Here is a 25,606-nt window from a genome sequence, read left to right as displayed (position 1 = left end):
TCCGCCGTCGTTTACCCGGCGTTTGCCAAACCGGGGGCGCAGCAGCCGCTATTTGGCGCCCTGACTGGCCACCGCGGCAGCACCTGCGGCGGCGGCCTCGGGATCCAGGTAGGTACCGCCTGCCACCAGCGGTTTCAGGTCCGCGTCCAGGTCGTAACGCAGCGGGATGCCGGTCGGGATGTTCAGGCCAACGACATCGTCGTCGGACATGCCGTCCAGGTACTTCACCAGCGCACGCAGCGAGTTGCCGTGCGCGACCATCAGCACCGTCTTACCGGCCTGCAGATCCGGGACGATCGTCTCGGTGAAGTAGGGCACGAAGCGGGCGACGACGTCGGCCAGGCACTCGGTCAGCGGTCCCCCGCCGATGTCGGCGTAGCGCGGATCGGTGTCCTGGCTGTAGGTGCTGCCCGCCTCGATCGGCGGTGGGGGCGTGTCGTAGCTGCGTCGCCACAGCATGAACTGCTCCTCGCCGTACTTCTCCTTCGTCGCAGCCTTGTCCAGGCCCTGCAGCGCGCCGTAATGGCGCTCGTTGAGCCGCCAGTCGCGGTGCACGGGAATCCAGAGCCGGTCGGCAGCGTCGAGCGCCAGATGCGCGGTGGTGATCGCGCGCCGCAGCAGCGAGGTGTACAGCACGTCGGGCAGCAGGCCCTGCTCGGCCATCAGCTTCCCGCCGCGGGTTGCCTCCTGCCTGCCGAGGTCAGTGAGGTCAACGTCCACCCAGCCGGTGAACTGGTTCGACTTGTTCCATTCGCTCTGGCCATGGCGCAGCAGGACCAGCGTGGCGGTGTCTCCCATGCCCGAAATCCTCTCACGCCCACGGTCAGTGGTCGCGGCCGTTCCCGTCTACGTTCTCGTTCGCCTCGTCGTCGATCAGATGCTCGAAAGCCGCCAGATTCTTCAGCGATTCACCGCGCGATACCCGCCACGCCCACTCCTTCTGGATGGACGACTTGAAGCCCAGCTCCAGCAAGGTGTTGAAGTCGGCGTCGACGGCCTCGAGTACTTGCCCGAGTATCCGGTCGAGCTCGTCTGCGGTCACCGATTCGAGCGCCATCCGCCCGACCAGGTAGATGTCGCCGGTGTTGTCCAGCGTGTAGGCCACACCGTAGAGCCGGCGGTTGCGCTTGAGCAGGAATCGGTAGACCCCCTGGTGGTTCTCGTCGGGCTGACGGCAGACGAACGCCTCGACGCGCACCGAATGCTCACCGATGCTCAACAGCGTGTTGGTCTTGAGCTTGCGCTCCCCCGGCAGCTCGACGATCAGCCCCGCGAGCCCGCCGTTGGCACCTTCGTGGCGGCTGTAGACCAGGCCGTGCTCGGTCAGCGCATCCTCGATGACCTGCTGAACGTTCGAGCTCATGCCCGCACGCCGCGCCGCATCGACCAGCGCCTGCCGTTGCGCCGGGCCAATGCGTCACCCGCCGCGCGGCGGCGCCGGGCACCGGCGTAGTCGGTGATCGCCCGGCCGTAGCTGTCCAGCAGGCCGTCGACGGTGTTGGCCCAGGAGAAGTGCTGCGCGTGTGCCACCGCGGCGGCCCTGAGCTCGTGGGGGTCGCGCCGCAGCAACCCGGCGATCGCGTCGGCCCACTGGGCGGGGTCATGGTTGGACACCAGTGCCCCGCTGACCCCGTCGGCCACCGCGACCGGCAGCCCGCCCACTGCGGCGGCGACCACCGGTGTGCCGCAGGCCTGCGCCTCGACGGCCACCAGTCCGAACGATTCCGAATAGCTGGGCACCGCAACCAGATCGGCTGCCCGGTAGACGTTGACCAGCTGCTCGCGCGACTGCGGGGGAAGGAAGGTCACCCGGTCTGCAATACCCAATTCGGCGGCAAGACCCACCAAGACGTCGGGTGCCGCCAACCCACTGCCGGACGGACCGCCGGCGACCAGCACCCGAACGCCGGGCAGTTGCGCGGCCGCGCGTAAGAGCACATCGGGTGCCTTCAGCGGCTGGATGCGCCCGACGAAAGCGACCACCCGCTCGTCAGCCCGCAAGCCGAGCGCGGCCCGCGCGGCCCCCCGGTCGCCGGGAGTGAACGTTTCGAGATCGACGCCCGGATAGACCACATCGATCCGCCGGGGGTCGGCATTGTGCAGCAAAATCAATTGGTGGGCTTCATCTTCGGTGTTGACGACCAGCCGGTCGGCCTCGTCGACCACTTGCTGTTCGCCCACCGCGCGCAACGGTGGTTCCGGCGCATCGCCGTCGGCCAGTGCGGCGTTCTTCACCGCGGCCAGCGTGTGGGCGGTGTGTACCAGCGGCACGGTCCAGCGGTCGCGGGCCAGCCAGCCGACCTGACCGGACAGCCAATAGTGCGAATGCACGATGTCGTAGTAGCCGGGCTCGTGGTTGGCCTCGGCGCGCAGTACACCGGCGGTGAACGCACACAACTGAGTCGGCAAGTCGTACTTGTCGAGTCCCTCGAAAGGGCCCGCGACCACATTGCGCACAAGGACGCCAGGCGCGACCCGGACCAGCGGCTCGTCCGACGACGACGTCGCGCGGGTGAAGATCTCCACCTCAACCCCGCGCCGCGCCATGTGCAGCGCGGTCTGCAGTACGTAGACGTTCATCCCGCCGGCATCGCCGGTGCCGGGCTGCGCCAGCGGTGAGGTGTGGACCGACAACACCGCCACCCGACGCGGCATGCCATCGATCGAACTGTCAGTCAGTTCCCGGGCGTACCGCACGCCTCCATCTTTACACCGCGGTGTCGCGGCGGTTCTGCGCCCGTCTCAAAGCGCCGATCGGGTCCGCGTACAGCCCGCCCAGTGACACGATGCCGGCCCCGGCTTCCTGCACCCGGTTGCCGAACGCAGTCACCCGAATGTCGCGGGCCGGCAGCACCGAGCGCTCAGCGAACGCCGCCTCGACCGCCGCCATGCCCTCGGGATACTCGGTGAACGCCTGACCGCCGACGACGAGGTCGTCGGGGTTGAGCATGTCGCGCAACAGCGCCACCGCCCCGCCGAGCACGCGGGCCCGCTCGGCCAGCAGCTCCTGGGCGCCGAGCGCGGCGGGGGTATCAGCCTGCCGGGCGGTACGCAGCAGGGTGGCCATCGAGGCACCGGGGCCGGACGCGGGCACGATGCCGCGCTTGCGGGCCGCGGCCAGCACGGCCTCGTCGCTGACCGTCGATTCCAGTTGTCCACTGCCGCCGAGCAATTCGGAGACCACGGGCAGAGCAGCGATCGTGCCCGGGCCGCTGGATGGGCTGTGCACCCGCCCACCGATCACCAGCGCGAAACCGACTGTCTCGCGGGCGTATACGTACAGGCTGCTCGACGTCGGGGCCGGCGGGCGTCGCAGACCGAGCAGGACCTCGGCACCGGCCATCGCGTCCACGTGGGAAGCCACCGACACCGGCAGGCCCAACGCCTCGGCGAGCACCGGGCCGACCGGGGCCTGCGTCCAGCCCAGTCGGCTGTGGTCGACGTGGCCGGTGACGCTGTCGACCACACCACCGATCGCGACGCCGATCCACAGCGGACGGCGGCGATGCCAGCGGCTCAGGTAGCGGCGGGCGCTGCCGGCCAGGGAGGCCAGTGCGGCAGCCTGTCCGCCGCGCGGTGTCGGGGTCTCGACGGCGTCGAGGGTGCGGCCGAGCAAGTCGGTCGCGACGATGTTGGTGGTCCGCGCGCCGATGTGGACACCGAGCGTCAGGAACGGCTCGTGGTTGACCTCGACGGGAACGCGCGGCCGACCGATCGCGCCGGAGACGGCGAGGTCGGCGCGCTCGCGCAGGATGCCCGCGTCCAGCAGGGCGGTGACCTGGCGGTTCACCGTGGCGATCGACAGGTTGGTGACCTGCGCGATCACATCCCGGCCGATGGCGCCCCGCTGACGTACCGCCGCGAACACCGACGCGGCAGCGGCGTCGGGGATCCGCAGTGACGGGGCCACGATGTGGTGGCGGGTCCGCAACGGATGCGGCCGAGCCGCAGTACGGAGCGGGTCATGGGAGGAAAGTGCGACGGTGCGCATAGGGGGTGTCCTTCTCGAGTCGGAGTGGGGGCTTATGCCACACCTGGCGACTTGAGCGGGACTAAAGAAGAAGTGTCCGGGTCTGTCAGGCGCAGCGAATCGCGTGACAACAACACGCGGTGTGCGCGACCAGACAGCTGGTCAGACTCAAACGGATCACGGGAAGAACTTAGCACAGTTACTAGAGTTGGACAGATGACACTTCCAGACGCCCATTCACGCGTAGCGGTGGTCACCGGTGCGAGCAGCGGTATCGGCGAGGCAACGGCCAAAGCCCTTGCCGTCCTTGGTTTTCACGTCGTCGTGGTAGCCCGGCGGGCGGATCGCCTGCAACGGCTGGCCGACGAGATCGGCGGCACCGCCGTTGTGGCCGACGTCACAGACGATGCCGCCGTCGAAGCCTTGGCCGCGACCCTGACTCGAGTCGATGTGTTGGTCAACAATGCCGGCGGCGCCAAAGGACTGGAGCCGATCGCCGAGGCGGACCTCGAGAATTGGCGCTGGATGTGGGAGACCAATGTCGTCGGGACATTGCGGGTGACAAGGGCATTGCTGCCCAAGCTCGTCGAGTCCGGAGATGGGCTGATCGTCACCGTCACGTCGATCGCCGCCCTGGAGGTCTATGACGGCGGCGGCGGGTACGCCGCCGCCAAACATGCCCAAGGCGCGCTGCACCGGACCCTGCGCGGCGAGCTACTCGGAAAACCGGTGCGGCTCACCGAGATTGCGCCCGGCGCGGTGGAGACGGAGTTCTCCCTGGTGCGCTTCGGCGGTGACGAGCAGCGCGCCGAAAAGGTCTACACCGGCATCACGCCGCTGGTGGCGGCCGACGTCGCCGAGGTGATCGGCTTCGTCGCCTCACGCCCGTCGCACGTGAACCTGGACCAGATCGTCATCCGGCCCCGGGATCAGGCCAGCGCCAGCCGATTCAACCGCCGGTCGTAGCCGTCCGCGTTGTCGTCGGGCTCGACGTCGTCCCAGTCGTCGTCGGGCTCGTCGTTGTCGTGGGACTACTCGACGTCGTCGTAGGACTCGTCGTTGTCGTTGTCGTGGTGGGCGTGCCCGACAGCGTCGGCGCATCGGTCGGGGTGGCCGGCGCACTGCTGGGCATGCTGGTCTCCGGCTTTGTGTCGGACAGCGCCGACATGGACTTCCATTCGTTCCAGTCCACCGCCCAGTCCCAGATGTCGCCGTCGGCGTAGGACAGCTGGATGTCGGTGCCGGTCACCTCGACCGGATCGCCGTAGACGGCGGTGCCGAAGTACTGCTCGGCGTCGCCGGTGGACAGGTTGATGCAGCCGTTGGTGACGTTGGTGTTGCCCTGCGCACCCGACGAGGCCGGGTTGGCGTGGATGAACTCACCGTTGTTGGAAATCCGCACGGCCCAGCGCTCGTGCACATTGCTGTAGCCGGCGGCCTGGTTCGTCATATAGAAATCGGCGTACTTCTCGCTGACGACGTGGATACCGCTGCGGGTGACGTTGCGGGGTTTGTCGGCCTCGCCATAGCTGCACGGGAAATCCATGGTGACGCCGTCGTCGGTGATCACCTGGATGCGGTGCGAGGTGGCATCGGCCTTGACGACCTGGCGGCGGCCGATGTCGAAGTCCAGCGTCGAATCGGCCGCGCCGTAGGCGTCCTGGCCGAACTTCACGCCGTAGAGGCGGGCATCCACGTGGACCTTGGTCCCGGCCGGGTAGTACTCCCGGGTCCGCCAGTGCACCCGGGAGCCCCCGGCCTCGTCGGGCAGCCACGCCCAGCTGCCCTCGGCCGGGGGGGTTGTGGTGACGGTCAGCGCCTTTTCCACATCGGGCTTGTGCTCGTCGTCGATCGCGGCGTCGAACTGCAGGATGATCGGCACGGCCACCCCGACGGTCTGCCCGTCAGAGAGCTGGAACTGGCCGTTGACCTTGGTCGTCGGGTCCACGGTCGTGAACGAGGCGGCGACGGGCAGCGCCTTCCCGTCGCGGCCGACCGCCGAACCGGCCCACGTGTACGACACGCCGTAGCCCAGTGGCTCGGTGACGGTGAAGGCGGTGCGGTCACGGTTGAGCACCCCGGCGACGGGATTGCCGTCGGCATTGGTCAGGGTCACATGCTGCAGCCAGCCGTCCTTGATCTGGAGGCTGGGCGCAGCGGTGGGCAGAACGTCCTTGCTGTCGGCCGCGGGGGTGAAGTTCAGCGACGCCTTGGGCGGCGGCCCCGACGCCGCGGTCTGTTTGCCGGGCACCTTGTCACACGCGGCGAGCGCACTGGGGACGGCCACACCAAGGACCAGCGCTGTCAAAGCGCGTCGCCGATTGATCGGCGGCAGTCGGTCGGCTGGGCTCACGTCAATCCAAGATACGGAACCCAGCCGCCGTGCTGCCAATTGAGAGCCTCTGGCTTGCCCTACAGCGTCCTACAGCGCCCTGCAGCGGCCGGGACCTAGGCCAGACCGAACAGTTGCAGCAACGCCTGACCGACACCGCCGAACCGCGTGCCCGCAAACGAGATGTCGACCGGGTCGACGGTGACTTCAGCACCGGTGGATTCGTCCACGTAGCTGTAACCCGCCCAGGTCACCGTCACCGGCTTGAGCGGCGCGAAGAACCCGCCGAACGGAATGCTCAACTGTGCGGTCTGCCCCGTTGCGCCGAGATCGATCGGCAACGTGAGTGACTGCTGGCCGAACAGAAGGGCGTTCGTCAGCTTGGGCCCACCCGTGAGGAAGGCCTGCGCCGCCCCCATGATGTTTCCGCTCTGCAGCGAGGTGAAGAACGAGGTCGCGCTGTTGTAGGCCGAGAGGGCGCCCAGCACCGCGGAGCCCGCAGAACTCACCAGGAAGGCCACCGGGGCGGGCACGACCAGCGTGCCGTCCGTGATCGAGATTTGGGCCTTGGGGGTGGGAGTCGCGGTGAAGGTTTCCAGCCCGGCCAACGAGAACTTCGCGTTACCCAGCGGGGTCCTCGCGTTCAGGGCCAATTCGACCGCGCCGCTCTCACCGGCGTCGGGAACGGTCGCGCTGATCACCACGGTGATCGGGCCAATTGGGGTATTGACCGTCTGAGTGGTCGTGTTGGTTTGCGATGCGGCCGGGACGGCAGCGGCCTTCACGCTGGCCGCGGCAGGCTTGCTCGACGCCTTGGCCGGCGATGCGCTCGCCCGTCTGGTCGAGACCGAGGCCGCGCTGCGCTTCGGCCCGGTGGCTGGCTTGGCCGACGAACTGGACGAGGCCGAACTCGCGGCCTGGTGCCCGCCGGTGTCGGCCTGGGCCACCCCGGAAGCGCCCGCCAGGGCAGCCCCCACGCCCAGCGTCAGAGCGCCCGCACCCAGCCAAGTTTTGACCCCGAGCGTGCGGTTGCGTCCGCGCTGCGCAGTTTTAGTGGTCCCAGAAGCCATTTGCATCCCCCGTAAGTTCTCGAAGCTAACCCGTGAGCGGGCTGATGCCCACCATTTTGCCTATTTTTCATCGCCCGGGTTAATTATCAGGAATCTTATGGGTCGTGTCGCGGCAAGGGTGCGGAATCCGCCGATCAGGTGGCGAGAGGACCGGACCCCAGCGAACAACCGATCGGCAGGGGTCCGGCCATCATCGTGATACTGAACACGTCCCGCAATGACGGCCCAGACCCTTAGCCGAACATTGCGAAGAACGCGGGCACCGCGCCCCCGAACTTCGTGCCGGTGAATTCAATTTCCCCGCCGTTGACCTTGTAGGTGAGCCCCGACTCGTCGACGTAGGTGAAGTCCGTGAAACTCACCGACGCCGGCGCCAGCGGGGCGAACCACCCGCCGACCGGCACATGCAGTTCTACCGATTGGGCGTCGTCATTGATGGAGGAAATAAGAGGCAGCGTGTAGGTGCCACGGCCGAACATGACCGCATTGGCGAAGTTGGGCGCAGCAGACAGCACTGCGGTCAGTGCGCCTATCACGTCGCCCCGCTGTGCCGCGGCAGCGAATGTGCGCGCGCTAAGCGACAACGAATTGCCGCCGACGACGGCCGGCCCCATGGCGCTGACCAGGAACGCGGTCTGCTTGGGCAGAACCAGGGTCCCCTGATTGAGGGTCAGCGTGTTGATTGGCGGGAGCCCTGGCGTCACCGATTGCGATCCGGTCAACGAACCTTGGCCATTACCGAATGGGGTAGTTGCCTTCAGGCTGATTGCCAACGGGCCGTCCGTGAACGGGACCGGAAGCGTCGCACCCACAGATACCGAAATGGGACCGATCGGGGTGTTCACGCTCGCGCCGCCAGAACGGGTGATCGTGAGCGGCGGGAGGATGGCGGCGGGGCTGGCTGCGGCAGGTTTAGCCGTGGCGGAGCTGATCGGGGCGGGCTTGACCGCGGCCCGCGACAGACGCGCCGCTGCAGTCGCCGATGCGCCCGTTGTCTTGCCTGAGGCAGCCGCGGCACGCTTCGTCCCTACCGACGGCCCAGCGTCGGTCTTGTTCGCGGCCGAGCCCGTAGCGGAGTGGCCTCCGGTGTCGGCCTGAGCCACCCCAGCCGCACCCACCACAGCAACGCCCATGCCCGCGGCCAGAACGCCAGCACCGAGCCACGTTCGGACTGCCGGCATCCGGCGCTGACCATATTTTGTGGCGATGACCATCGAGACCCCCGAGTGTTGTGTGGGCAAACTTTCAGACTGCTTGGCGCCCGCCTAGTACCCAAATATAAGCCGGCTTACACCAATTGCTGGAAATTTCTCAGGTCTGCTCGCTACAGCGAACAACCGATCAGCACGGGTTCGGGCAGCAGCGTGATATCGAACACGTCCCGCACGCCGTCGCGGACGGTACGTGCCAGCGCCAGCACGTCGGCGGTGGTCGCGCCGCCACGGTTGGTCACCGCAAGCGCATGCTTGGTCGATAGCCGACACGGCGCGCCGCCGGTGCCGGGGAAGCCTTTGCCGAAGCCGGCGTGCTCGACCAGCCAGCCGGCGGCCAATTTGACGCCGTCGGGTGCCGGATAGTGCGGCACCGGATCGTCACAGCGGGCCTGCAGGTCGTCGAACCGGCCCGCGGGCACAACGGGATTGGTGAAGAACGACCCAACGCTCCAGGTGTCGTGGTCACCGGCGTCGAGCACCATGCCTTTGCGTGCGCGCAACCCCAGCACGGTGGCGCGTACCTCAGCGGGCTGGGCGCGCTCACCCACCGGCACACCAAGGGCCCGGGTCAGCTCCGCGTACCGCAGCGGGGCCGACCGGCCGGTGTCGTCGAGGGCGAACTCCACCTCGAGCACCACCGCATCCGAGGAGTTCTTCAGGTCGCTGTGCCGGTATCCCAGCCCGAGTTCACCGGCGGGCACCCAGCACACCTGCGAACTTCGGCGATCCAGCAGCCGAACTCGCGTCAGATAGTCGGCCACCTCGACGCCGTAAGCACCGACGTTCTGCACCGGGGTCGCACCGGCCGACCCGGGAATCCCGGACAGACACTCCAACCCGCCCAAGCCGGCCGCCACGGCGGCGACCACCACGTCGTCCCAGATGGCGCCGGCTTCGGCGCACAGCAGTCCACCATCGACGCTGATGGACTGGTTGGCCAGCCGGACGACCGTCAGCTCGGTGAGGTCGTCGGCGATCACGACATTGGACCCGCCGGCCAGTACCAGGACCGGGCCGTCTGCGTCGTCGACGGCGCCCAGGGTCGCCACGATCTGCTCAGCGGTGGTGCAGGTGATGACGCGGCGCGCGATCGGGCCGACCCGCAGGGTGGTCAGCGGGGCCAGCGGAACGTTCTCGGCAACCGCCGCGCCGCCGTAGTCCTCCGGGGATGCCACAGGCCGTAACGGTAGCCTCACCAGCTATGCCTCGTTCCTTCGACATGGCCACCGATTACGAGGGCAGCGTCGAGCAGATCCACCAGGCATTCCTCGACGAGCAGTACTGGTTGGCCCGGTTGGCCGATTCCGGTGCCGACGACGCGACACTGAACTCGATCCGATTGACCGCCGACGGTGGCGTCGAGGTGAGCACCACCCAGGTGCTGCGGGCCGACCGGTTGCCTGCCGTCGTCACCCAGTTTCACCACGGCGATCTGGAAATCCGGCGCGCGGAGAGCTGGACCGGGCTGGTGGACGGCCAGGCCGAGGCCACCGTCAGTGGCAGCATCCCCCGCGCACCGGTGACCTTGACCGGTAGCGCCGCACTGACGCCGTCAGAGTTGCGGGCGCACTTGGCTTTCCGGGCCACCGTCGAGGTTCGGATCCCACTGGTCGGCGGCAAGGTGGAGAACTTCATCGGCAATCAGCTCGTTGACCTGCTGATCGCCGAGCAACGGTTCACCACCATGTGGATCGCTGAGAACGGCTGACGCCGCAGGTACGGTTGGCTCATGTCCCGCCGCATGGACTACGTCATCGGACTCGACAAACCCGTGGCCGACCTCTATCAGAGCTTCACCAGCCCCGCGTATTGGGAAGACCTGATCGCCGAACACCAAAAGCACACCGATACCGAGCTCACCGGATTCAATTCCGACGAGAACGGCACCGACATCGCGTTCACCCACACGGTCTCGCGCAGGGACATGCCGTCGTTGGTCGCCGCCGTGGTTCCGTTGCGGCTCACCATCACCCGCGAACAGCACTTCGACCCGTTCGACGCGGCAACGAATTCGGCCGGCGGGCACTACCGGGCGCTGGTGCCCGCGGCCCCGCTGCATTTCGACGGAACCTACGTGCTGCAGCCGACCGGCGAGGGTAGTGAGCTACGGCTGCGCAGCCTGTGCAAGGTCAACGTGCCGCTGGTCGGCGGCAAGATCGAACAGTGGGTGCTCGACGGCCTACGTGGATTGTTCGACAACGAGCGCGATTTCACCCGCGACTGGATCGCCGGCCATTACTAGACCCCGCCCGGTCGGCGTTCCGACCCGTGGCACCACCAACGCCAATCGGCTGCGGCGTGCCGACCGCTGGCTGGTGAACTCCGCGCGGGTGCGCGCCGCGCTGGAATCGGCCGCCGACCCGGTGATCGTCGACCTCGGCTACGGCCGATTGCCCGTCACCACACTGGAACTGGCGTCCCGGCTGCGTGCGGTGCGCCGCGACATCCGGGTGGTCGGCCTGGAGATCGACCCCGCGCGAGTGGTGCCCGGCGTCGATGGCGTCGAATTCGGGGTCGGCGGTTTCGAACTCGCCGGCCTGCATCCGATTCTGGTGCGGGCGTTCAACGTTTTGCGGCAGTACCCCGAAGACGCGGTGGACCAGGCGTGGGCGGAGATGCGGGCGCGGCTGGCACCGGGCGGGCTGATCCTGGACGGCACCTGCGACGAACTCGGCAGGCGCTGCTGCTGGGTGCTGCTGGATCGCGAAGGTCCGGTGAGTCTGACCCTGGCGTGCGACCCGCGGCACATCGAGCGCCCGTCGGATCTGGCCGAGCGGCTACCGAAAGTCCTTATCCACCAAAATGTTCCGGGCCAACCGGTCCACACCCTGTTGTCGTCGGCGGATCGCGCCTGGGCGGCGGCGGCCGGCCACTCGGTGTTCGGCCCCCGCGACCGCTGGCGGGCGATGCTCGCCGAGCTACGCGCCGCCGGAGTTCCGATCGAGGCCCAGCGGCGCAATGCCCGCGATGCGGTGCTGACGGTGCCGTGGTCGACGGTGGCGCCGCACGTAAGCTGACGGCATGCGGATTGCGCTGGCCCAATTGCTCTCGGACGCCGACCCGGCCGTGAACCTCAAGCTGATCGAGGACTACACCCGTCGCGCCGCGGACGCGGGCGCCCGGTTGGTCGCCTTCCCCGAAGGCATGATGTGCCGGTTCGGCGTTCCGCTGGCCCCGGTGGCCGAACCACTGGACGGTCCGTGGGCCGACGAGGTGCGCCGCATCGCTGACAGCTCCGGCATCACGGTGCTGGCCGGCATGTTCACCCCGGTTCCCGACGGCCGGGTCACCAACACGGTGCTGGCCGTCGGCCCGGGCGTCGACGCGCACTACGACAAGATCCACATGTACGACGCATTCGGATTTGCTGAATCCGACGCGGTGGCGCCCGGCCGCGAGCCGGTAGTGATCACCGTCGACGGCGTCCGCGTCGGGCTCACCCTCTGCTACGACATCCGCTTCCCCACCCTCTACACCGAGCTGGCCGATCGCGGCGCACAGCTGATCACCGTCCATGCGTCGTGGGGCGCCGGGCCGGGCAAATTGGAGCAGTGGACCCTGCTGGCTCGCGCTCGTGCCCTGGACTCGACGTGTTTCGTGGCCGCGGTCGACCAGGGTTATCCGGGCGACGAGATGGCCGCGGCGTCCAAGGCGCCGACCGGCGTAGGCGGCAGCCTGGTTGCTTCCCCGCTCGGCGAAGTCGTGGCATCGGCCGGCGATGACCCGCAACTACTGGTGGCCGATATCGACATCGATCGCGTCGCACCGGTGCGGGAAATGCTCGGGGTGCTGCGTAACCGCTCAGAGTTCGCTCAGACGGATAAGGCAGAATCGCCCAGGTGACAAACCCGCCACAAGGTCCGAACCATCCCGTCGGCCCCGGCGACCCGACAACCCCGGCGTGGCAAGCAGCCCCGGGGCAGGGCACACCCACCGAGTACATCCCCCGGCCGGGTGGCCCGGTCGACCCGCCGACTCAGCAGTTCTCGCACGTCCCGCCCCCGGCATCTCCCGCACCGCCGACTGGCTCGGAGGAGCCGGAGGAACCCAAACGGGGGTTCCTGCGCGACCCGCTGACGATCGTCCTGTCGCTGATCATCGTGGTGGCCGTGGTGCTGGCCGGGCTGCTGGGCACCGAGCTCTACGTCCGCCATGTGGCCGACACCGTGGTGTCCAGGGCCGTGTCCTGCGTGGTGCAGGACCAGACCAAGGTCTCGTTCGGTATTCGCCCCTTCCTGCTGCAGCACCTCACCAAGCACTACAACGACATCTCGGTGGAGACGGCGGGCAACCAGATCCGCCAGGCCAAGGGCATGAAGCTCAACCTTCTGCTCGATGATGTCGTGATCAACCAAACCGCCGACTCAGCCGGGACCATGGGTGCGCTGGACGCCGACATCACCTGGTCCAGCGACGGCATCAAGCAGACCGTGCAGGACGCCATCCCGTTCCTGGGCAGTCTGATCAGCGGGGTCACCACCTCGCCATCGGACGGCACCATCGAGCTGCAGGGCGGGCTGGGCAGCGTGATCGTCAAACCGGCGGTGATCAACAACGCGCTGACCCTGCAGGTGGTCAGCCTGACCGGGCTGGGCTTCATGCTGCCGAAGGAATCGGTGCAGCCGGCTCTGGACGCGTTCATGTCCACGCTGACCAAGAATCTGCCGATGGGCATTCACGCGGACAGCGTCTCGGTCACCGACAGCGGCGTCAGCGCGAAGTTCCTCACGCGCAACGCGACGATCCCCAACGGCCAGCAGGATCCCTGCTTCGCCGGCGTTTAAAGCCCGTCTAGAACTGCCCGCGTCCCGGACAACCCGAGCCGGGTCGCGCCCGCGTCGAGCATCGCCACGGCGTGCTCGGCGGTGCGGATACCGCCGCTGGCCTTAACCCCCAGCCGACCGCCGACGGTGCCGGCCATGATCTCGACCGCGACCACCGATGCGCCGCCGGCGGGATGAAATCCGGTGGAGGTCTTGACGAAATCGGCGCCGGAATCCTCGGCGGCCCGGCACACCGCCACCAGCGTCTGTTCGTCGGCGAGGCTGAGCAGCGCCGCCGATTCGACGATGACCTTCAGCACCGCTCCGGGCACCGCAGACCGGACCATCGCGATATCGGCGGCCACCTCGGCGACGTTGCCGGCCAGCGCGGCCCCGACGTCGATGACCATGTCGATCTCGCCGGCGCCGTGTTCGGCGGCCAGCGCGGCCTCCCGGGCTTTGATGGCCGACAGGTGCTTGCCTGACGGGAAGCCGGCGACGGCGGCGATGACGAGGCCTTCGGGATGGGCGCCAGCGGCTTTATGGGCGACGGGAGTCATCGACGGAGATACGCACACCGCGAACACCCCGAGATCGGCAGCCTCGGCGACAAGCGCGGCGACGTCAGCCTCGGTGGCCTCGGGTTTGAGCAGGGTGTGGTCGACGAGCGCGGCGACCTCGCTCCTCGAGAGCACCATCAGAACGGCTCTTCGAGACCGCCGGGATTGCAGCCCGCTTGCGTCATCGTCTCGTCGTCGACCACTGGCCGCCACGGCTCCAGGTTCCAGCTGGTCTTGCCGGGTTGGCCGAACTCCGCGAAGCGGAAGTGGCAGACGAACTGATCCCGCATCCCGGGCAGGTCCGCCTCGGGAGCCAGGGTCAGCACTTCACCCCAGGCCTCGTCGATCTCGGACGGGGGCTTCAGGAGCTGTGCGGCCGCCTCCCGGCCGGCCGGGGTGGGATACACCCGCAGGCTTTTCAAATCTCCCCAGTCCACCCATTTGACGTGATCGATGAACGGCGGCGCGGGATTGGTGTCGGCCGCGGCGGGGGCGGCCAGGCTCAGCCCGGCCGGGACGATGACGAGCATCGCCGCCAGGCGAAAGCGTGCGCTCAGCGCGACTTCCCCTGGACCTCAAGCAGCTTGGGCCGGACATCCACCAGATAGACACCGGCGGCCACGGCCGCGATCGCCACACCCGTGACGCCCAGGAACAGGGACAACAGCCCAGCGACACCGAGGATCACCAGCCATACCGGCTTGGTCAGCTTCTCGGCCGCGGCATAGGCATCCTGCCGCTGCATCGCTGCGTGGACGAACGCGTAGATGGTCACCGCGGTGACCATCCAGAACACGACGTCAAGAACAAGACCCGCCACACCTTGCAGCATCACAGCTACAAGCGTAGGCGGGTCTTGTCTCGATCGTCGACAGGGCCAGGTTCTGGGCCCTGCCTTGGCGAACCTACTTCTGGGTGACCTTCTTGGCCGGGGCCTTCTTGGCCGGAGCCTTCTTGGCGACAGCCTTGGCCGGAGCCGCCTTCTTGGCGGGGGCCTTCTTGGCCGGGGCCTTGGCCGGGGCCTTCTTGGCGGGCAGGTCGACGCCGACCAGCTTGGCGGCACGCTCGCCGACCGCGCGGGTCTGCGACGACACGTTGCCCAGCGCCTCCTGGGTCAGCTCGACCGCTTGGTCGACATAGCCCTCGGCACGGGCGGCAGCGCCCTTGAGCTCAGGCTGGTTGCGCAGGCGCTCGAGGGCGGCCTCGCCGCGCTCGACGAGGCTGTTGTAGGTCGCGGTGGCGGACTCTACGTAGCCCTCCGCAGCCTTACGCAGCTCCTCGGTGGACAGCTTGCCGCGCAATTCCTCGGCACGCTGCGGCAGATCTTCCTGCAGCTTGGTCAGCGCCGCGCGACGCTCCTCGACGCGGGTGCTCGCCTCGGAACGGGCATCCTCGGCGCGGTCGCGCAGGGTCGCCAGGATCTCGTTGACGGTGGCCAGCGCAAGATCGGCGGCACCGACAGCAGCGAGTAGCGGGGCCTTCAGGTCTTCTACGTTGGTGTTGTCAGCCATGATGTGGCTCCTTTCGATGTTTCGATGTTCGATGTTCGAATTCGGTTGTCAGTTAACGGTTTTCGTCAGGTAGCTGGTCGGCGTTGTTACTCAGTCGACAGCTCCTCACGGGCAGCTTCGTTCTGCTGACAGAACGACGTGTAGATGTCGAGCAGAACCTGCTTCTGACGCTCGCTGATCACGGTGTCTCCGATGATCGCGTCGTGCACCTGGCTCGGCTCTCCGGGCTCGAGAATCCCAGCCCGGATATAGAGCACCTCGGCCGACAGACGCAGCGCCTTGGCAATCTGGCTCAGCACCTCCGCAGAGGGTTTCCGTAGGCCTCGTTCAATCTGGCTGAGGTACGGATTGCTGACACCGGCCTTCTCGGCCAACTGTCGCACCGAGACCTGAGCGGCTTCACGCTGCGCTCTGATGAAGCCACCGATATCGTGCGCGGCGGTGGCCACCACAGCTTGAAGATCGCCTTCTTGCGCCATGGTTCACCTCCCGTCGCGTTGGGTATCCGATGCGTACGGTCGCCACACTACGTGGGGGTGCTAACTTTTGCAAGCACCTGCTAGCGCAGGTCAGAACATGAATTGCGCCACAGTGTAGATAATCAGGCCGGCCAGAGCGCCCACCACCGTGCCGTTGATCCGGATGAATTGCAGGTCGCGGCCGACGTGCAATTCGATCCGGCGGCTGGCCTCCTCACCGTCCCAACGCTCGATGGTGTCGGTGATGACGGTGGTGATCTCGGCCCCGTATTGGCTGACCAGATGCTGGGCCCCGCGGACGATCCAGTTGTCCACCTTGTCGCGCAACTCGGCGTCGTCGCGCAGCGACTCCCCGATGCGCACGACCGAGTCGGTGATCCGCGTGCGAAGCGCGCTCGAGGGATCGTCCACACCGTCGAGCACCAAGCGCTTTATCGTCTTCCACGCGGTTTCGGCCGCTCGAGTGACTTCGTCGCGCGCCATCAACTGTTCCTTGACCGATTCCGCGCGCGCGATCGTCGCCTCGTCGTTCTGCAGATCATTGGCAAACTCGAACAGGAAACGCGTAGCCGATTGGCGCAGTTCATGATTCGGGTCGCGGCGCACCTTGTCGGTGAAGTCCATCAGCTCCCGGTGGATTCGGTCTCCCACCAACTGGTCGACGAAGCGCGGCGACCAGGTGGGCGAGTCGCGGGTGACGACCCGTTCGATGGTGTCACCGGCGTTGAGCGCCCATTGGAAGGCCCGGTCGCACAACAGCTGGATCAGCGCCTCCTGGCGGTGCTCGGCCAGGAGCTGGGCAAGCACCCGGCCGACCGGCGGCCCCCACTGCGGCTCGGCAAGCCGTCTGACGATCGTGCGGTCGATCACCTGTTGGATGTCGTCGTCGTTGAGCAGTTCCACGAAGACACGCAACACGGTGCCGGCCTCGCTGCCGACCCGGGCGGCCTTCGAGGGTTCGGACAGCCACTTGCCCAGCCGGCCGGCCACCTCGGCATCCCGGAGCTTGGTCTCCACCACCTCCGGCGAGAGGAAGTTCTCCCGCACGAACATGCCCAGTCCCTCGCCGAGCTGATCCTTCTTGCGCTTGATGATCGCCGTGTGCGGGATCTTGAGCCCCAACGGGTGACGGAACAGCGCCGTGACGGCGAACCAGTCGGCCAGCGCACCGACCATCCCCGCTTCGGCGGCCGCACCCACGTAGCCGATCCACTCCGGTCCGCCGTGGGCCTGACCCCACCGGCAGAACAGGAAGATCACCGTGGCGCCGATCAGAAAACTCAGCGCGACGGCCTTCATCCGGCGCAGCCCACGGCGTCGTTGTGCGTCCGCCTCCGAGTCGGCTCCGGCAAACGACTCCGCCAACGACGTACCCGCGGGGGCTACCTCCGTCGGCAACGCCGGGAGGCGATGTTTGGCTGCCACTCCTCCATCATCCGCTATCCGGCGAGCCAGTTAATGTAACCCTGCCGTTCGAACTGACCGTAGAATCGTTGAGAACGAGGGGAACGGACTCCGCGATAGTGGCACAGCAGATCAACCACGGGCCCGCCAAGACCGATGGTCGCAAGCGACGCTGGCATCAGCACAAGGTAGAACGCCGCACCGAGTTGGTGGACGGTGCGCTCGAAGCAGTGCGCCAGCGTGGCCACGACGTCAGCATGGACGAGATAGCTGCGGAAATCGGCGTGTCCAAGACGGTGCTGTATCGCTACTTCGTGGACAAGAACGATCTGACCACCGCGGTCATGATGCGCTTCGCGCAGACCCTCCTGATCCCCAATATGGCCGCGGCACTGTCGTCGAACATGGACGGTTTCGACCTCACCCGCGAGATCATCCGGGTTTACGTGGACACCGTCGCCAACGAGCCCGAGCCCTACCGATTCGTGATGGCAAACAGTTCGGCCAGCAAAAACAAAGTGATCGCCGACTCGGAGCAAATCATCGCCAGGATGCTCGCGGTGGTGCTGCGCAGGCGCATGTCGCGGGCCGGGATGAACACGGGTGGGGTCGAACCCTGGTCCAACCTGATCGTCGGTGGAGTCCAGTTGGCGACGCACTCGTGGATAACGAATCCGCGGATGACGAGCGACGAGCTGATCGACTACCTGACCATGCTGTGTTGGAACGCCCTGTGCGGCATCGTCGAGGCCGGCGGTTCGTTGGGTATGTTCAACGCCATCCCGCATCCGTCACCCGTGCTGCCGCCCACGCTTACTTGAGATACGGGCCGAGCAAGGTATCCCACGAGCCGCTCAGCCTGGCGTATTCGTCCTCGCAGCCATCGGCGCGGTCCTGGGGCAGCGAGCCGTTCTTGACCAGGTCGGCGTTGCCGACCGGGTCGGCGCCGTAAACCCAGCATTCGAGGTTGTACATGCGGGCGAGATCCAGCGAGTGCGAATCCGCGAGCTGGCCTTCGTCGATCTCGCCGCCCTTTTGGTCGCTGTATCCCTTGAATTCACGCGCGAAGTCCTTGACCGCCTGCACCGACGCCGGGTCGATCTTCCCGTCGGGGCCGGGCGCCAGCAGGATGTACGCGGCCAGCTGATCGGCGACATCCTCTTCCTTGCCGGTCGCCGGCAGGTCGTAGAGGTCGATCACCATGTGGCCGGTCTCGTGGTAGAACGTCGCGATCTCGGAATTGATCGCCGATGCCCTGGGATCGGCGTCGCCGGCCTTGGTGTAGATGTCCAGCGCGTCGGCCGCGTCCTCGTAACAGATGGTGATCGACTTGTCGCTGGGACTCCAATAGGCATTCGCCGAACCGCACTGCTTGCCGATCAACGGGATGTCGTGCGGCAGCCTCATGGAATCGGTGATGCCCTCGGCGAGATCCTCCAACAAGTGGTCGTTCTTGATGATGTCGCGACCGGTGATCGCCTCAGGCGAGGTCGCATCCTGGTAGGTCGCGGTCATCTTGCCCGGCCAGTCCTTGTCATCGGCCGACACGTCCGGCACCCCGTTGGCGTTGACGTCGGGCTGGCCGGATACCGGCGGCGGCGCCTGGGCTCTCGAGGCGACCGCCGGCGCGTCCGACGCCTCCTTCGACGACGTCGATGGGTCGTCATGTCCACAACCGGCGACGAGCGTCAGCGACAGCAACGCCATTCCGATCGAGCAGGTTCGCCCGCGCACTAGTCCCCCAGACTCGTTTATCCAACGCCGGATGATGTTAACTGGAGCACACGCGTGACGCTGAGCGAACGCAGAATCGGTCGCCGAAGGGGTTGGTACAAATGCATACCAATACATGCGGGTTGAGCGGATGTGTTTCCCGGCCAACGACGCTGCCGATTGATAGCGTTCTGTCCACGATCCAGGAATGCATCGTGCCGCCGGTCCGAATGCCGGCAGTGTGGTCGCAGTCCGCAACGATCTTGAGCGACATGCCAATTCAAAGGTGAGTCGGCATGCGCCAACCGAGGCACGATCGGACGAGGCCAGCCGCGCCGGACCGCATTGCGGAACGGCAAACCACGACTGGTAAGCGGCAACACCGTGTATGAAGGTCATTCAGGTTCAGATAGAGAGCGTTTCGATCGAAGGGGAGTCAGGGTGGCAACCGACAGTTCCGCGTATCGCAAGCCGGCAGTGGCGGTTGCCGCAGTAGCCGTGACGTTGTGCACGGTGTTTGCTGGCGCCCCGGTCAGCGCTGCTGATCCGTACGACGGCGACGACGGTGGCGGCAGCAGCTACGACGGCGGTGGAGACAGCGGAGGCGGCGGCGCCGAGGAGCCCTCGGGAGGCGGCGTTGAGGCGCCCTCCGGTGGTGGCGTGGAGGAGCCCAGCGGCGGAGGCGCCGAGGAGCCTGGCGGCACCCACGACGAACCCGGCGGCACCAACGAAGCCCCCGGCGGCACCCACGACGAACCCGGCGGCACCAACGAAGCCCCCGGCGGTACCCACGACGAACCCGGCGGCTCCAACGAAGCCCCCGGCGGGAGCGGCAACGAACCCGGCGGCGGCACGAACGAAGTGCCCGGCGACGAACCCGGTACCGGAAGCCCGACCGGCGACAAGGCCCCCGAGCCGACACCAACGGGTCCGCAAGCCCCGCAACCAGATGTCAAGACCGCGTCGGAGTCGGAGACGACTACGACGACGACGACTGAGATGACGTCGGAAGAAGTCACCAGCTATCAGGAGTCGATCTCGTCGACCGTGAGCGGCTCGTCGCTGACCACCGGACTCAGCTTGAGCAGCCCTGTCGCACTGTGGAATTCGGGCTGGACCTCCTACGACCGGTTCTATCGTCCGGTATTCACCAACCCGTACCGCACACCGCTCAGCGTCGTGTACACCTCGGGCGGCCAACCTCAGGTCTTCACCGTGCCGCCGCTGCAGCGGGCCGCGGTCAACGTCCCCAACGCCGGCGTCTACAACTTCACCGCGATGACACGCCCCGCATCCGGGCCGGCCACCAACCTGTCGGTGGGTAGCTTCTCCGGCGGCGGATTCGAACCGGCCCCCGGGCAGGCGCCCCCTCAGCCGCCGGCGTCGCTGAACACGCAGAAGAACGTGCTCGTCCAGGTGAAGTTCGACCGGGGCACGTCCGCACCGTTCCGGGTGAAGACGCTGACCGACCTCGGTGCCGATCCTGCTGTCAACGGCACCACCAAGGTGTTGCTCGATGAGGAAATCCCGGCGTGGGGGCAGTGGTCGAAGACCGACAAGAACGAAGCACTGTTCGTCATCAACCAAACCCAAACCCTCCCCGGCATCAACCCGCCGGCACAGGAACCGCTGCCCGGCTACAACGTGAAACTGACCGCTGCCGCGACCGCTGAGAAGACGTCCTGGGTCAACAAGCACAAGACGTTGCTGATCAGCGTGGCCGTTGGCGCGGGTGTACTGGCCTTGGCCGGGGTCGGGTTCATCCTGCTGACGAGGCGCCGACGCGGTACGCCGTGACGTCGGCACCCACCCGCCTACCCACCCGGTCTCTTCGCGACGTCCACGCAATGAGCTGATTGGCCCCGGTCAGCTCGGGTTACCATCCACCCACGCATTCATGCTGGGGGACGCCGTGAATTTCGCACCTTCGCCGGACGGCTCCGATGAGACGCCGCGTCAGCGCCTCATCGGTGCCCTCTCGGCCTCGATCGAACAGGTGGGCTACCCCGCCACCACGGTGACCGACATCGTTCGCCGGGCAAAGACGTCGCGCCGCACGTTCTACGACCACTTCGCCGACCGCGAGGCCTGTCTCGTCGCCTTGCTCACGCACATCAATACCCAGGGCATTCGCTCCATCCGCGCGGCCATCGATATCGAAGCGCCGTGGGAGGTTCAGATCGCGCAGGCGGTCCGCGCCTGGATCGAGAACGCCGCACCGCAGTCGGCGGTGATGCTGAGCTGGATTCGTGAGACACCGGGTCTCGGCCACGCGGCACGCCAACACAAGCTCGAGGTGACCGAGGCGTACATCCACCTGATCCAGAGCTTCAGCGATACTCCGTTGCACCGCGCCGCGGGCTACGAGAAGGTCGCCCGGTCGCAGGCGATCATGTTCATCGGTGGGCTGCGCGAACTGACCGCGCTCACGCTGGAACGGGGCGGACGGATACAAGACATGATCGACGACGCCACCATCGCCGCGCTGGCGTTGTTCAGCCCACACCAGGCGCCGGTTCCCGTCGTGCCGGCGCGTGGCCAAAGGCGGGCGCCAAATACGTGGAGCTGAAATAGTTTCGGGGATCGCGCGAGAATTCCGTCCACCGTCACCGTCCCCGGAGGCTCCCTATGAGTAGGCGCTGGTACGCCCTGTTGCTGGTGGCCATCGTGGTCGCACTCTGCGGTGGCGCACCAGCACTGGCGCCGCCGGCCGCCGCGCAGGAACGCACGGTGACGCTGGCCGTGTATCCGATAACGCCGTTCGCCATCGAGAACCAAGGGCAGTGGACCGGATTCTCGATCGAGCTGTGGCAACAGATCGCGCAGCGCCTCGGCTGGCAGACGAACTACGTCACCGTCACCGACGTCAAGAGCCAGTTGCAGGCCGTCGCCGACAGCAAGGCCGACATCGCCGCCGGCGGATTGTCGATCACCGCCGAACGTGAACGGCGCTTTGACTTTTCGCAGCCGACCCTCGATGCCGGCTTGCAGATCATGGTGCCCCAGCACGACCACTCGACCTCCGTACCCGGACTCCGAAGTTTCGTGAACCTGCTGTGGTCCAAGTCCATGCTGGTCTGGTTGTCCGCTGCCGCATTGGTCGCCCTCATCCCGGCCCACATCATGTGGTTGACCGAGCGCCGCCACCCGGAGTCGATGGTCGCCCGATCATATTTTCCGGGCATATTCCAGGCCTTCGCCTGGGGTTTCGGTGCTCTCGCCGCTGTGCCTCCAGGTGAACCGCAGCACTGGGTGGGCCGCTCGCTGGCCATTCTGTGGGGATTCGCCGGCATCATCTTCGTCGCGTTGTACACCGCCAACCTGACGGCCAATCTGACCGTCGAACAAATCGAGAACCGGATCGGCGGGCCGGACGATCTCTATGGCAAATCGGTTGTGACCGTGGCCAATACGACGTCCTCCGACTACCTACAGAACATGGGCATCGGATTCACCCCGATGCCCACGATCGATGATTGCTATCGGGCCATCGAACAGGGCGGCCAGGACGCCATCGTCTTCGACGCGCCGGTCCTGCGCTACTACGCGACCCACCAGGGCGTCGGCAAGGTCGAAGTGACCGGGGCCAGGTTCCACGACGAGGACTACGGTTTGGCATTCCGGCTGGGTAGCGAGCTGCGCAAACCTGTCGATGGAGCGCTGCTGGCCATCCGCGAAGACGGAACGTATCAAACGATCTTTCAGAAGTGGTTCGGCTCCGAAGAACACACATCCGGCGAGCACAGCTGATCTCTCTTCGCTCGCCGACTAATGTCGTCGGCTATGACCGACCTGCCGTCGCAATGGACCCACGAGCCGCGCAAGATCCTGAGGTTCCGTCCGGGAACCACGGTCGCTGACATCGACCCGAACTCCACCCCCGGCTACACCGGCGACAAGAGCGGTTCCGACGAGGTGCAGGCCGAGCGCAACGAGCGCTTCGCCGACCTGCAGGAGATGCTCTACGCCAACGGCAAAGCCGGCGACAACCGCTCCCTGCTATTGGTGCTGCAGGGCATGGATACCGCGGGCAAGGGCGGCATCGTCAAACACGTCGTGGGGGCCGGTGATCCAATGGGCATCCGCTACACCGGATTCGGCGTTCCCACTGAAGAAGAGCGCGCCCACCATTACCTGTGGCGCATCCGCAAGGCGCTACCGCCCGGCGGCCACATCGGGGTATTCGACCGGTCGCACTACGAGGATGTGCTGGTGGTCCGAGTGCACGACCTGGTGCCGCGCGATGTGTGGGAACCGCGCTACGACGAGATCAACGCCTTCGAGAAGGAGCTCGTCGACTCCGGAACCACGATCGTCAAGTGCGCGATGTTCGTCTCCCTCGACGAGCAGAAAGACCGGCTCGCCGAACGCCTCGATCGGCCCGACAAGTACTGGAAGTACAACCCGGGGGACGTCACCGAACGCCTGCTGTGGCCGGCCTACCAAGAGGCCTATCAGGCTGTGCTGGACCAGACTTCGACCGATCACGCGCCGTGGTTCGTCATCCCGTGCGATAAGAAGTGGTACAGCCGCCTTGCCATCAACGAGTTACTGATCGAGGCACTCAAGAGCATGGAACTGTCCTGGCCGCCTGCTGACTTCGACGTCGAGGCTGAGAAGAAGCGGCTGGCGCAGGCCTGACCGTCAGCCCTTGACCAGGGTGAACTGCCCGATGTTGGTGATTCCGCGGCGGAAGAAATCCGCACAGCCGGTCAGGTACTTCATGTAGCGGTCGTAGATCTCCCGCGAGGTGATGGCGATCGCCTCGTCCTGGCTGGCCACCAGCTTCGCGGCCCACATGTCCAGCGTGCGCGCGTAGTGCTGCTGCAGCAGGTGGACGCGCTCGAGGGCGAAGCCGGAATCGGCTGCGAGCACCTCGATGTCCTCGACCGCGGGCAGCTGCCCACCCGGGAAGATCTCGGTGCCGATGAACCGCATGAACTTCAGATCGCTGATAGTCAGCTTGATCCCGTTCTCGAGGAAGAACTTCTGGGTGTGCGCCAGGATCGTGTGCAGCAGCATGCGGCCGTCGGCGGGCAGCAGGTTGTAGGCCTTCTCGAAGAACAGCGGGTACCGCTCGGCCTTGAACGCCTCGAAGGCGCCGATACTCACGATCCGGTCGACCGGTTCGTCGAACTCTTCCCAGCCCTGCAGTCGGACCTCGATCGAGCGGTTGGTGTCGAGTGTGGCCAGGCGCCTGCGGGCGAACTCCGACTGATTTTTACTCAGTGTGATGCCGATGACGTTCACGTCGTACTTCTGCACAGCCATCTCGAGAGCTCCACCCCAACCGCAGCCGACGTCGAGCAGCGTCATGCCGGGTTCCAGGTTGAGCTTGCCCAGCGCGAGGTCGAATTTGGCGGTCTGAGACTCTTCGAGCGTCATATCGTCGCGCTCGTAGTAGCCGCAGGTGTAGCCCATGGTCGGGCCGAGAAACAGCGCGAAGAAGTCGTCAGAGACGTCGTAGATCGATTGGGATTCCTCGTAATAAGGAGTCAAATCCGCGTCTACGTCCACCATTAACAAATACCTTCCAACTTTTAACTACCCGGTCGGATGCCGCGAAAGCAGTGCTGCCACAACAGCCTCTCGAACGACCCCCCCAACCAAATCCAGGAGCCTAGTCACTTCCTCTGTGAAATGCACAAGGCGCGAGACGGCCCCGTGCCTCAGCATGTGTAGCCCCAGGCCTCAGTACGGGTAGAAGCCCTGTCCGGACTTCTTGCCCAACATTCCGGCCTCGACCATGCGCAGCAACAGCGGCGGCGGGGCGTACTGCGCGTCCTTGAGTTCGTCGTACATGGAGTCGGCGATGAGCTTCATGGTGTCCAGGCCGATGAGGTCCGAGAGCCGCAACGGCCCCATCGGATGCGACAGACCCGCAACGATGGCGGTGTCGACGTCCTCGATGGTGGCGATACCCGCCTCGACCATCCGGATGGCCGACAGCAGGTAGGGCACCAGCAGCGCGTTGACGACGAATCCGGAACGGTCGCCGCAGCGCACGACCTTCTTGCCGAGGACCTCACTCGCGAACTGCTCGACCCTGGTGATGGCCCCATCGGACGTGACCAGCGTGTTGATCAGTTCGACAAGGGGCAGCACAGGTACCGGGTTGAAGAAGTGCAAGCCCAGTACCCGGCTCGGATTCTGCGTGGCCGCAGCGATTTTCATGATCGGGATGCTCGAGGTGTTCGACGCCAGCACCGCGTCGGGGTCGGTGATGATCCGGTCGAGTTCGCCGAAGATCTTTGCCTTGACGGTCTCGTCCTCCACCACCGCCTCGATGACGAGCTGGCGATCGGCCATGTCGGCCAGATCGGTGGTGAACGTCAGCCGGGCCAACGCGGCGTCGCGATCGCTCTCGGTGAGCTTGCCCTTGCTCGCCGCCCGCTCGAGTGACCCGGTGAGGCGTTTGCGCCCGCCGTCGAGGAGCGCTTCGGTGGGCTCGAAGACGACGACGTCTGCGCCTGCCTTGGCTGCGACCTCGGCGATGCCGGAGCCCATCTGTCCCGCACCGACCACACCAACTCGTTGAATGCTCACGAAGACACCTTCTACTAGAGGGGCGAACAGACACAAACTCGCAC

Annotated in this window: 28 protein-coding genes; 11 read left to right on the top strand and 17 right to left on the bottom strand. The window is 66.5% G+C overall.

Annotated elements, in window-relative coordinates; genetic code table 11:
• Positions 1-48: 48 nt before the first annotated feature.
• From SLQ31_RS26870 to SLQ31_RS26855, 4 genes are read right to left on the bottom strand one after another with little or no spacing between them, the layout of a single operon-like run.
• Positions 49-798, bottom strand: coding sequence for a phosphoglyceromutase (locus SLQ31_RS26870; protein WP_319437190.1), 750 nt, complete (start codon positions 796-798; stop codon positions 49-51).
• Positions 799-823: 25 nt separating this feature from the next.
• Positions 824-1,363 carry a YbjN domain-containing protein gene (locus SLQ31_RS26865; protein WP_319437189.1) on the bottom strand — a complete coding sequence of 180 codons (540 nt, stop codon included), beginning with the start codon at positions 1,361-1,363 and terminating at the stop codon, positions 824-826.
• Positions 1,360-2,655 (bottom strand): D-inositol-3-phosphate glycosyltransferase, encoded by a 1,296-nt coding sequence (gene mshA, locus SLQ31_RS26860; RefSeq protein ID WP_319437308.1) that lies wholly within the window; start codon positions 2,653-2,655, stop codon positions 1,360-1,362. The genes SLQ31_RS26865 and mshA overlap by 4 nt, the downstream gene beginning before the upstream one ends.
• A 52-nt stretch (positions 2,656-2,707) precedes the next feature.
• Positions 2,708-3,991 carry an ROK family protein gene (locus SLQ31_RS26855; protein ID WP_319437188.1) on the bottom strand — a complete coding sequence of 428 codons (1,284 nt, stop codon included), beginning with the start codon at positions 3,989-3,991 and terminating at the stop codon, positions 2,708-2,710.
• A gap of 195 nt (positions 3,992-4,186) precedes the next feature.
• Between SLQ31_RS26855 and SLQ31_RS26850 the strand changes: the two genes are divergently transcribed.
• The gene (locus SLQ31_RS26850) at positions 4,187-4,936 is read left to right on the top strand and encodes an SDR family oxidoreductase (RefSeq protein WP_319437187.1); all 750 of its coding nucleotides are present in this window, start codon (positions 4,187-4,189) and stop codon (positions 4,934-4,936) included.
• Here SLQ31_RS26850 and SLQ31_RS26845 read toward each other — a convergent pair.
• From SLQ31_RS26845 to SLQ31_RS26830, 4 genes are all read right to left on the bottom strand, one after another.
• A complete protein-coding gene (locus SLQ31_RS26845; RefSeq protein WP_319437186.1) occupies positions 4,920-6,323 on the bottom strand; it encodes a L,D-transpeptidase in 1,404 nt (467 codons plus the stop codon). The two genes, SLQ31_RS26850 and SLQ31_RS26845, sit on opposite strands and share 17 nt — an antisense overlap.
• Before the next feature lie 95 nt (positions 6,324-6,418).
• The gene (locus SLQ31_RS26840; RefSeq protein ID WP_319437185.1) at positions 6,419-7,372 is read right to left on the bottom strand and encodes a hypothetical protein; all 954 of its coding nucleotides are present in this window, start codon (positions 7,370-7,372) and stop codon (positions 6,419-6,421) included.
• Between the two features lie 233 nt (positions 7,373-7,605).
• Positions 7,606-8,553, bottom strand: coding sequence for a hypothetical protein (locus tag SLQ31_RS26835; RefSeq protein ID WP_319437184.1), 948 nt, complete (start codon positions 8,551-8,553; stop codon positions 7,606-7,608).
• A 143-nt stretch (positions 8,554-8,696) separates the two neighbouring features.
• Entirely contained in the window at positions 8,697-9,761 is a 1,065-nt protein-coding gene (locus SLQ31_RS26830) for a UDP-N-acetylmuramate dehydrogenase (protein ID WP_319437183.1), read from the bottom strand.
• Between the two features lie 26 nt (positions 9,762-9,787).
• Between SLQ31_RS26830 and SLQ31_RS26825 the strand changes: the two genes are divergently transcribed.
• The 5 genes from SLQ31_RS26825 to SLQ31_RS26805 are packed head-to-tail and all read left to right on the top strand — an operon-like array spanning position 9,788 to position 13,370.
• Entirely contained in the window at positions 9,788-10,294 is a 507-nt protein-coding gene (locus SLQ31_RS26825; protein ID WP_319437182.1) for a DUF2505 domain-containing protein, read from the top strand.
• Positions 10,295-10,315: 21 nt separating this feature from the next.
• Positions 10,316-10,828, top strand: coding sequence for a DUF2505 domain-containing protein (locus SLQ31_RS26820; protein WP_319437181.1), 513 nt, complete (start codon positions 10,316-10,318; stop codon positions 10,826-10,828).
• Positions 10,821-11,603: a class I SAM-dependent methyltransferase gene (locus tag SLQ31_RS26815; protein ID WP_319437307.1), complete on the top strand. Its 783-nt coding sequence runs from the start codon at positions 10,821-10,823 to the stop codon at positions 11,601-11,603. Before SLQ31_RS26820 ends, SLQ31_RS26815 begins: the two co-directional genes overlap by 8 nt.
• A 4-nt stretch (positions 11,604-11,607) precedes the next feature.
• On the top strand, positions 11,608-12,429 hold the full coding sequence (locus SLQ31_RS26810; protein ID WP_319437180.1) for a carbon-nitrogen hydrolase family protein: 822 nt from the start codon (positions 11,608-11,610) through the stop codon (positions 12,427-12,429).
• On the top strand, positions 12,426-13,370 hold the full coding sequence (locus SLQ31_RS26805) for a DUF2993 domain-containing protein (RefSeq protein ID WP_319437179.1): 945 nt from the start codon (positions 12,426-12,428) through the stop codon (positions 13,368-13,370). Before SLQ31_RS26810 ends, SLQ31_RS26805 begins: the two co-directional genes overlap by 4 nt.
• Here SLQ31_RS26805 and deoC read toward each other — a convergent pair.
• The 6 genes from deoC to SLQ31_RS26775 form a co-directional block, all read right to left on the bottom strand.
• Entirely contained in the window at positions 13,367-14,047 is a 681-nt protein-coding gene (gene deoC, locus SLQ31_RS26800) for a deoxyribose-phosphate aldolase (protein ID WP_319437178.1), read from the bottom strand. The two genes, SLQ31_RS26805 and deoC, sit on opposite strands and share 4 nt — an antisense overlap.
• Positions 14,047-14,439, bottom strand: coding sequence for a DUF2599 domain-containing protein (locus tag SLQ31_RS26795; RefSeq protein WP_319437177.1), 393 nt, complete (start codon positions 14,437-14,439; stop codon positions 14,047-14,049). Before SLQ31_RS26795 ends, deoC begins: the two co-directional genes overlap by 1 nt.
• 23 nt (positions 14,440-14,462) lie before the next feature.
• The gene (locus SLQ31_RS26790) at positions 14,463-14,738 is read right to left on the bottom strand and encodes a DUF2516 family protein (RefSeq protein WP_413643132.1); all 276 of its coding nucleotides are present in this window, start codon (positions 14,736-14,738) and stop codon (positions 14,463-14,465) included.
• A gap of 76 nt (positions 14,739-14,814) precedes the next feature.
• Complete coding sequence (locus SLQ31_RS26785) at positions 14,815-15,420, bottom strand: heparin-binding hemagglutinin (RefSeq protein WP_319437176.1); 606 nt, start codon at positions 15,418-15,420, stop codon at positions 14,815-14,817.
• Positions 15,421-15,506: 86 nt separating this feature from the next.
• Positions 15,507-15,899, bottom strand: a complete 393-nt coding sequence (locus tag SLQ31_RS26780) for a helix-turn-helix transcriptional regulator (protein ID WP_319437174.1) — start codon at positions 15,897-15,899, stop codon at positions 15,507-15,509.
• A gap of 90 nt (positions 15,900-15,989) precedes the next feature.
• The gene (locus SLQ31_RS26775; protein ID WP_319437173.1) at positions 15,990-17,324 is read right to left on the bottom strand and encodes a DUF445 domain-containing protein; all 1,335 of its coding nucleotides are present in this window, start codon (positions 17,322-17,324) and stop codon (positions 15,990-15,992) included.
• Positions 17,325-17,422: 98 nt separating this feature from the next.
• Here SLQ31_RS26775 and SLQ31_RS26770 point away from each other — a divergent pair, with 98 nt between their 5' ends.
• Entirely contained in the window at positions 17,423-18,124 is a 702-nt protein-coding gene (locus SLQ31_RS26770) for a TetR/AcrR family transcriptional regulator (RefSeq protein WP_319437172.1), read from the top strand.
• On the opposite strand, the gene SLQ31_RS26765 is transcribed toward SLQ31_RS26770, so the two are convergent.
• The gene (locus SLQ31_RS26765; RefSeq protein ID WP_413643085.1) at positions 18,117-19,010 is read right to left on the bottom strand and encodes a DUF4344 domain-containing metallopeptidase; all 894 of its coding nucleotides are present in this window, start codon (positions 19,008-19,010) and stop codon (positions 18,117-18,119) included. The genes SLQ31_RS26770 and SLQ31_RS26765 overlap by 8 nt on opposite strands.
• Positions 19,011-19,457: 447 nt before the next feature.
• Here SLQ31_RS26765 and SLQ31_RS26760 point away from each other — a divergent pair, with 447 nt between their 5' ends.
• The 4 genes from SLQ31_RS26760 to SLQ31_RS26745 all read left to right on the top strand — a co-directional run bounded on the left by SLQ31_RS26760 (position 19,458) and on the right by SLQ31_RS26745 (position 23,657).
• Positions 19,458-20,813, top strand: a complete 1,356-nt coding sequence (locus SLQ31_RS26760; RefSeq protein ID WP_319437170.1) for a hypothetical protein — start codon at positions 19,458-19,460, stop codon at positions 20,811-20,813.
• Positions 20,814-20,928: 115 nt separating this feature from the next.
• Positions 20,929-21,585: a TetR/AcrR family transcriptional regulator gene (locus SLQ31_RS26755; protein ID WP_319437169.1), complete on the top strand. Its 657-nt coding sequence runs from the start codon at positions 20,929-20,931 to the stop codon at positions 21,583-21,585.
• A 59-nt stretch (positions 21,586-21,644) separates the two neighbouring features.
• Positions 21,645-22,766, top strand: a complete 1,122-nt coding sequence (locus SLQ31_RS26750) for a transporter substrate-binding domain-containing protein (protein WP_319437168.1) — start codon at positions 21,645-21,647, stop codon at positions 22,764-22,766.
• Between the two features lie 33 nt (positions 22,767-22,799).
• On the top strand, positions 22,800-23,657 hold the full coding sequence (locus tag SLQ31_RS26745; RefSeq protein WP_319437167.1) for a polyphosphate kinase 2 family protein: 858 nt from the start codon (positions 22,800-22,802) through the stop codon (positions 23,655-23,657).
• 3 nt (positions 23,658-23,660) lie between these two features.
• On the opposite strand, the gene SLQ31_RS26740 is transcribed toward SLQ31_RS26745, so the two are convergent.
• Positions 23,661-24,536, bottom strand: a complete 876-nt coding sequence (locus SLQ31_RS26740; RefSeq protein ID WP_319437166.1) for a cyclopropane mycolic acid synthase family methyltransferase — start codon at positions 24,534-24,536, stop codon at positions 23,661-23,663.
• A 171-nt stretch (positions 24,537-24,707) separates the two neighbouring features.
• Entirely contained in the window at positions 24,708-25,562 is an 855-nt protein-coding gene (locus SLQ31_RS26735; protein WP_413643081.1) for a 3-hydroxybutyryl-CoA dehydrogenase, read from the bottom strand.
• Positions 25,563-25,606: the final 44 nt, after the last annotated feature.

It is taken from the genome of Mycobacterium sp. RTGN5 (genome assembly GCF_033804465.1).
Classification (GTDB): domain Bacteria; phylum Actinomycetota; class Actinomycetes; order Mycobacteriales; family Mycobacteriaceae; genus Mycobacterium.
This window is presented reverse-complemented; position numbering and strand designations above follow the sequence as displayed.

Coding starts and splice junctions, on each gene's coding strand:
- SLQ31_RS26870 (WP_319437190.1), bottom strand. CDS start 798: ATGGGAGACACCGCCACGCTGGTCCTGCTGCGCCATGGCCAGAGCGAA.
- SLQ31_RS26865 (WP_319437189.1), bottom strand. CDS start 1,363: ATGAGCTCGAACGTTCAGCAGGTCATCGAGGATGCGCTGACCGAGCAC.
- mshA (WP_319437308.1), bottom strand. CDS start 2,655: ATGCCGCGTCGGGTGGCGGTGTTGTCGGTCCACACCTCACCGCTGGCG.
- SLQ31_RS26855 (WP_319437188.1), bottom strand. CDS start 3,991: ATGCGCACCGTCGCACTTTCCTCCCATGACCCGCTCCGTACTGCGGCT.
- SLQ31_RS26850 (WP_319437187.1), top strand. CDS start 4,187: ATGACACTTCCAGACGCCCATTCACGCGTAGCGGTGGTCACCGGTGCG.
- SLQ31_RS26840 (WP_319437185.1), bottom strand. CDS start 7,372: ATGGCTTCTGGGACCACTAAAACTGCGCAGCGCGGACGCAACCGCACG.
- SLQ31_RS26835 (WP_319437184.1), bottom strand. CDS start 8,553: ATGCCGGCAGTCCGAACGTGGCTCGGTGCTGGCGTTCTGGCCGCGGGC.
- SLQ31_RS26825 (WP_319437182.1), top strand. CDS start 9,788: ATGCCTCGTTCCTTCGACATGGCCACCGATTACGAGGGCAGCGTCGAG.
- SLQ31_RS26820 (WP_319437181.1), top strand. CDS start 10,316: ATGTCCCGCCGCATGGACTACGTCATCGGACTCGACAAACCCGTGGCC.
- SLQ31_RS26810 (WP_319437180.1), top strand. CDS start 11,608: ATGCGGATTGCGCTGGCCCAATTGCTCTCGGACGCCGACCCGGCCGTG.
- deoC (WP_319437178.1), bottom strand. CDS start 14,047: ATGGTGCTCTCGAGGAGCGAGGTCGCCGCGCTCGTCGACCACACCCTG.
- SLQ31_RS26795 (WP_319437177.1), bottom strand. CDS start 14,439: ATGCTCGTCATCGTCCCGGCCGGGCTGAGCCTGGCCGCCCCCGCCGCG.
- SLQ31_RS26785 (WP_319437176.1), bottom strand. CDS start 15,420: ATGGCTGACAACACCAACGTAGAAGACCTGAAGGCCCCGCTACTCGCT.
- SLQ31_RS26780 (WP_319437174.1), bottom strand. CDS start 15,899: ATGGCGCAAGAAGGCGATCTTCAAGCTGTGGTGGCCACCGCCGCGCAC.
- SLQ31_RS26765 (WP_413643085.1), bottom strand. CDS start 19,010: ATGGCGTTGCTGTCGCTGACGCTCGTCGCCGGTTGTGGACATGACGAC.
- SLQ31_RS26750 (WP_319437168.1), top strand. CDS start 21,645: ATGAGTAGGCGCTGGTACGCCCTGTTGCTGGTGGCCATCGTGGTCGCA.
- SLQ31_RS26745 (WP_319437167.1), top strand. CDS start 22,800: ATGACCGACCTGCCGTCGCAATGGACCCACGAGCCGCGCAAGATCCTG.
- SLQ31_RS26740 (WP_319437166.1), bottom strand. CDS start 24,536: ATGGTGGACGTAGACGCGGATTTGACTCCTTATTACGAGGAATCCCAA.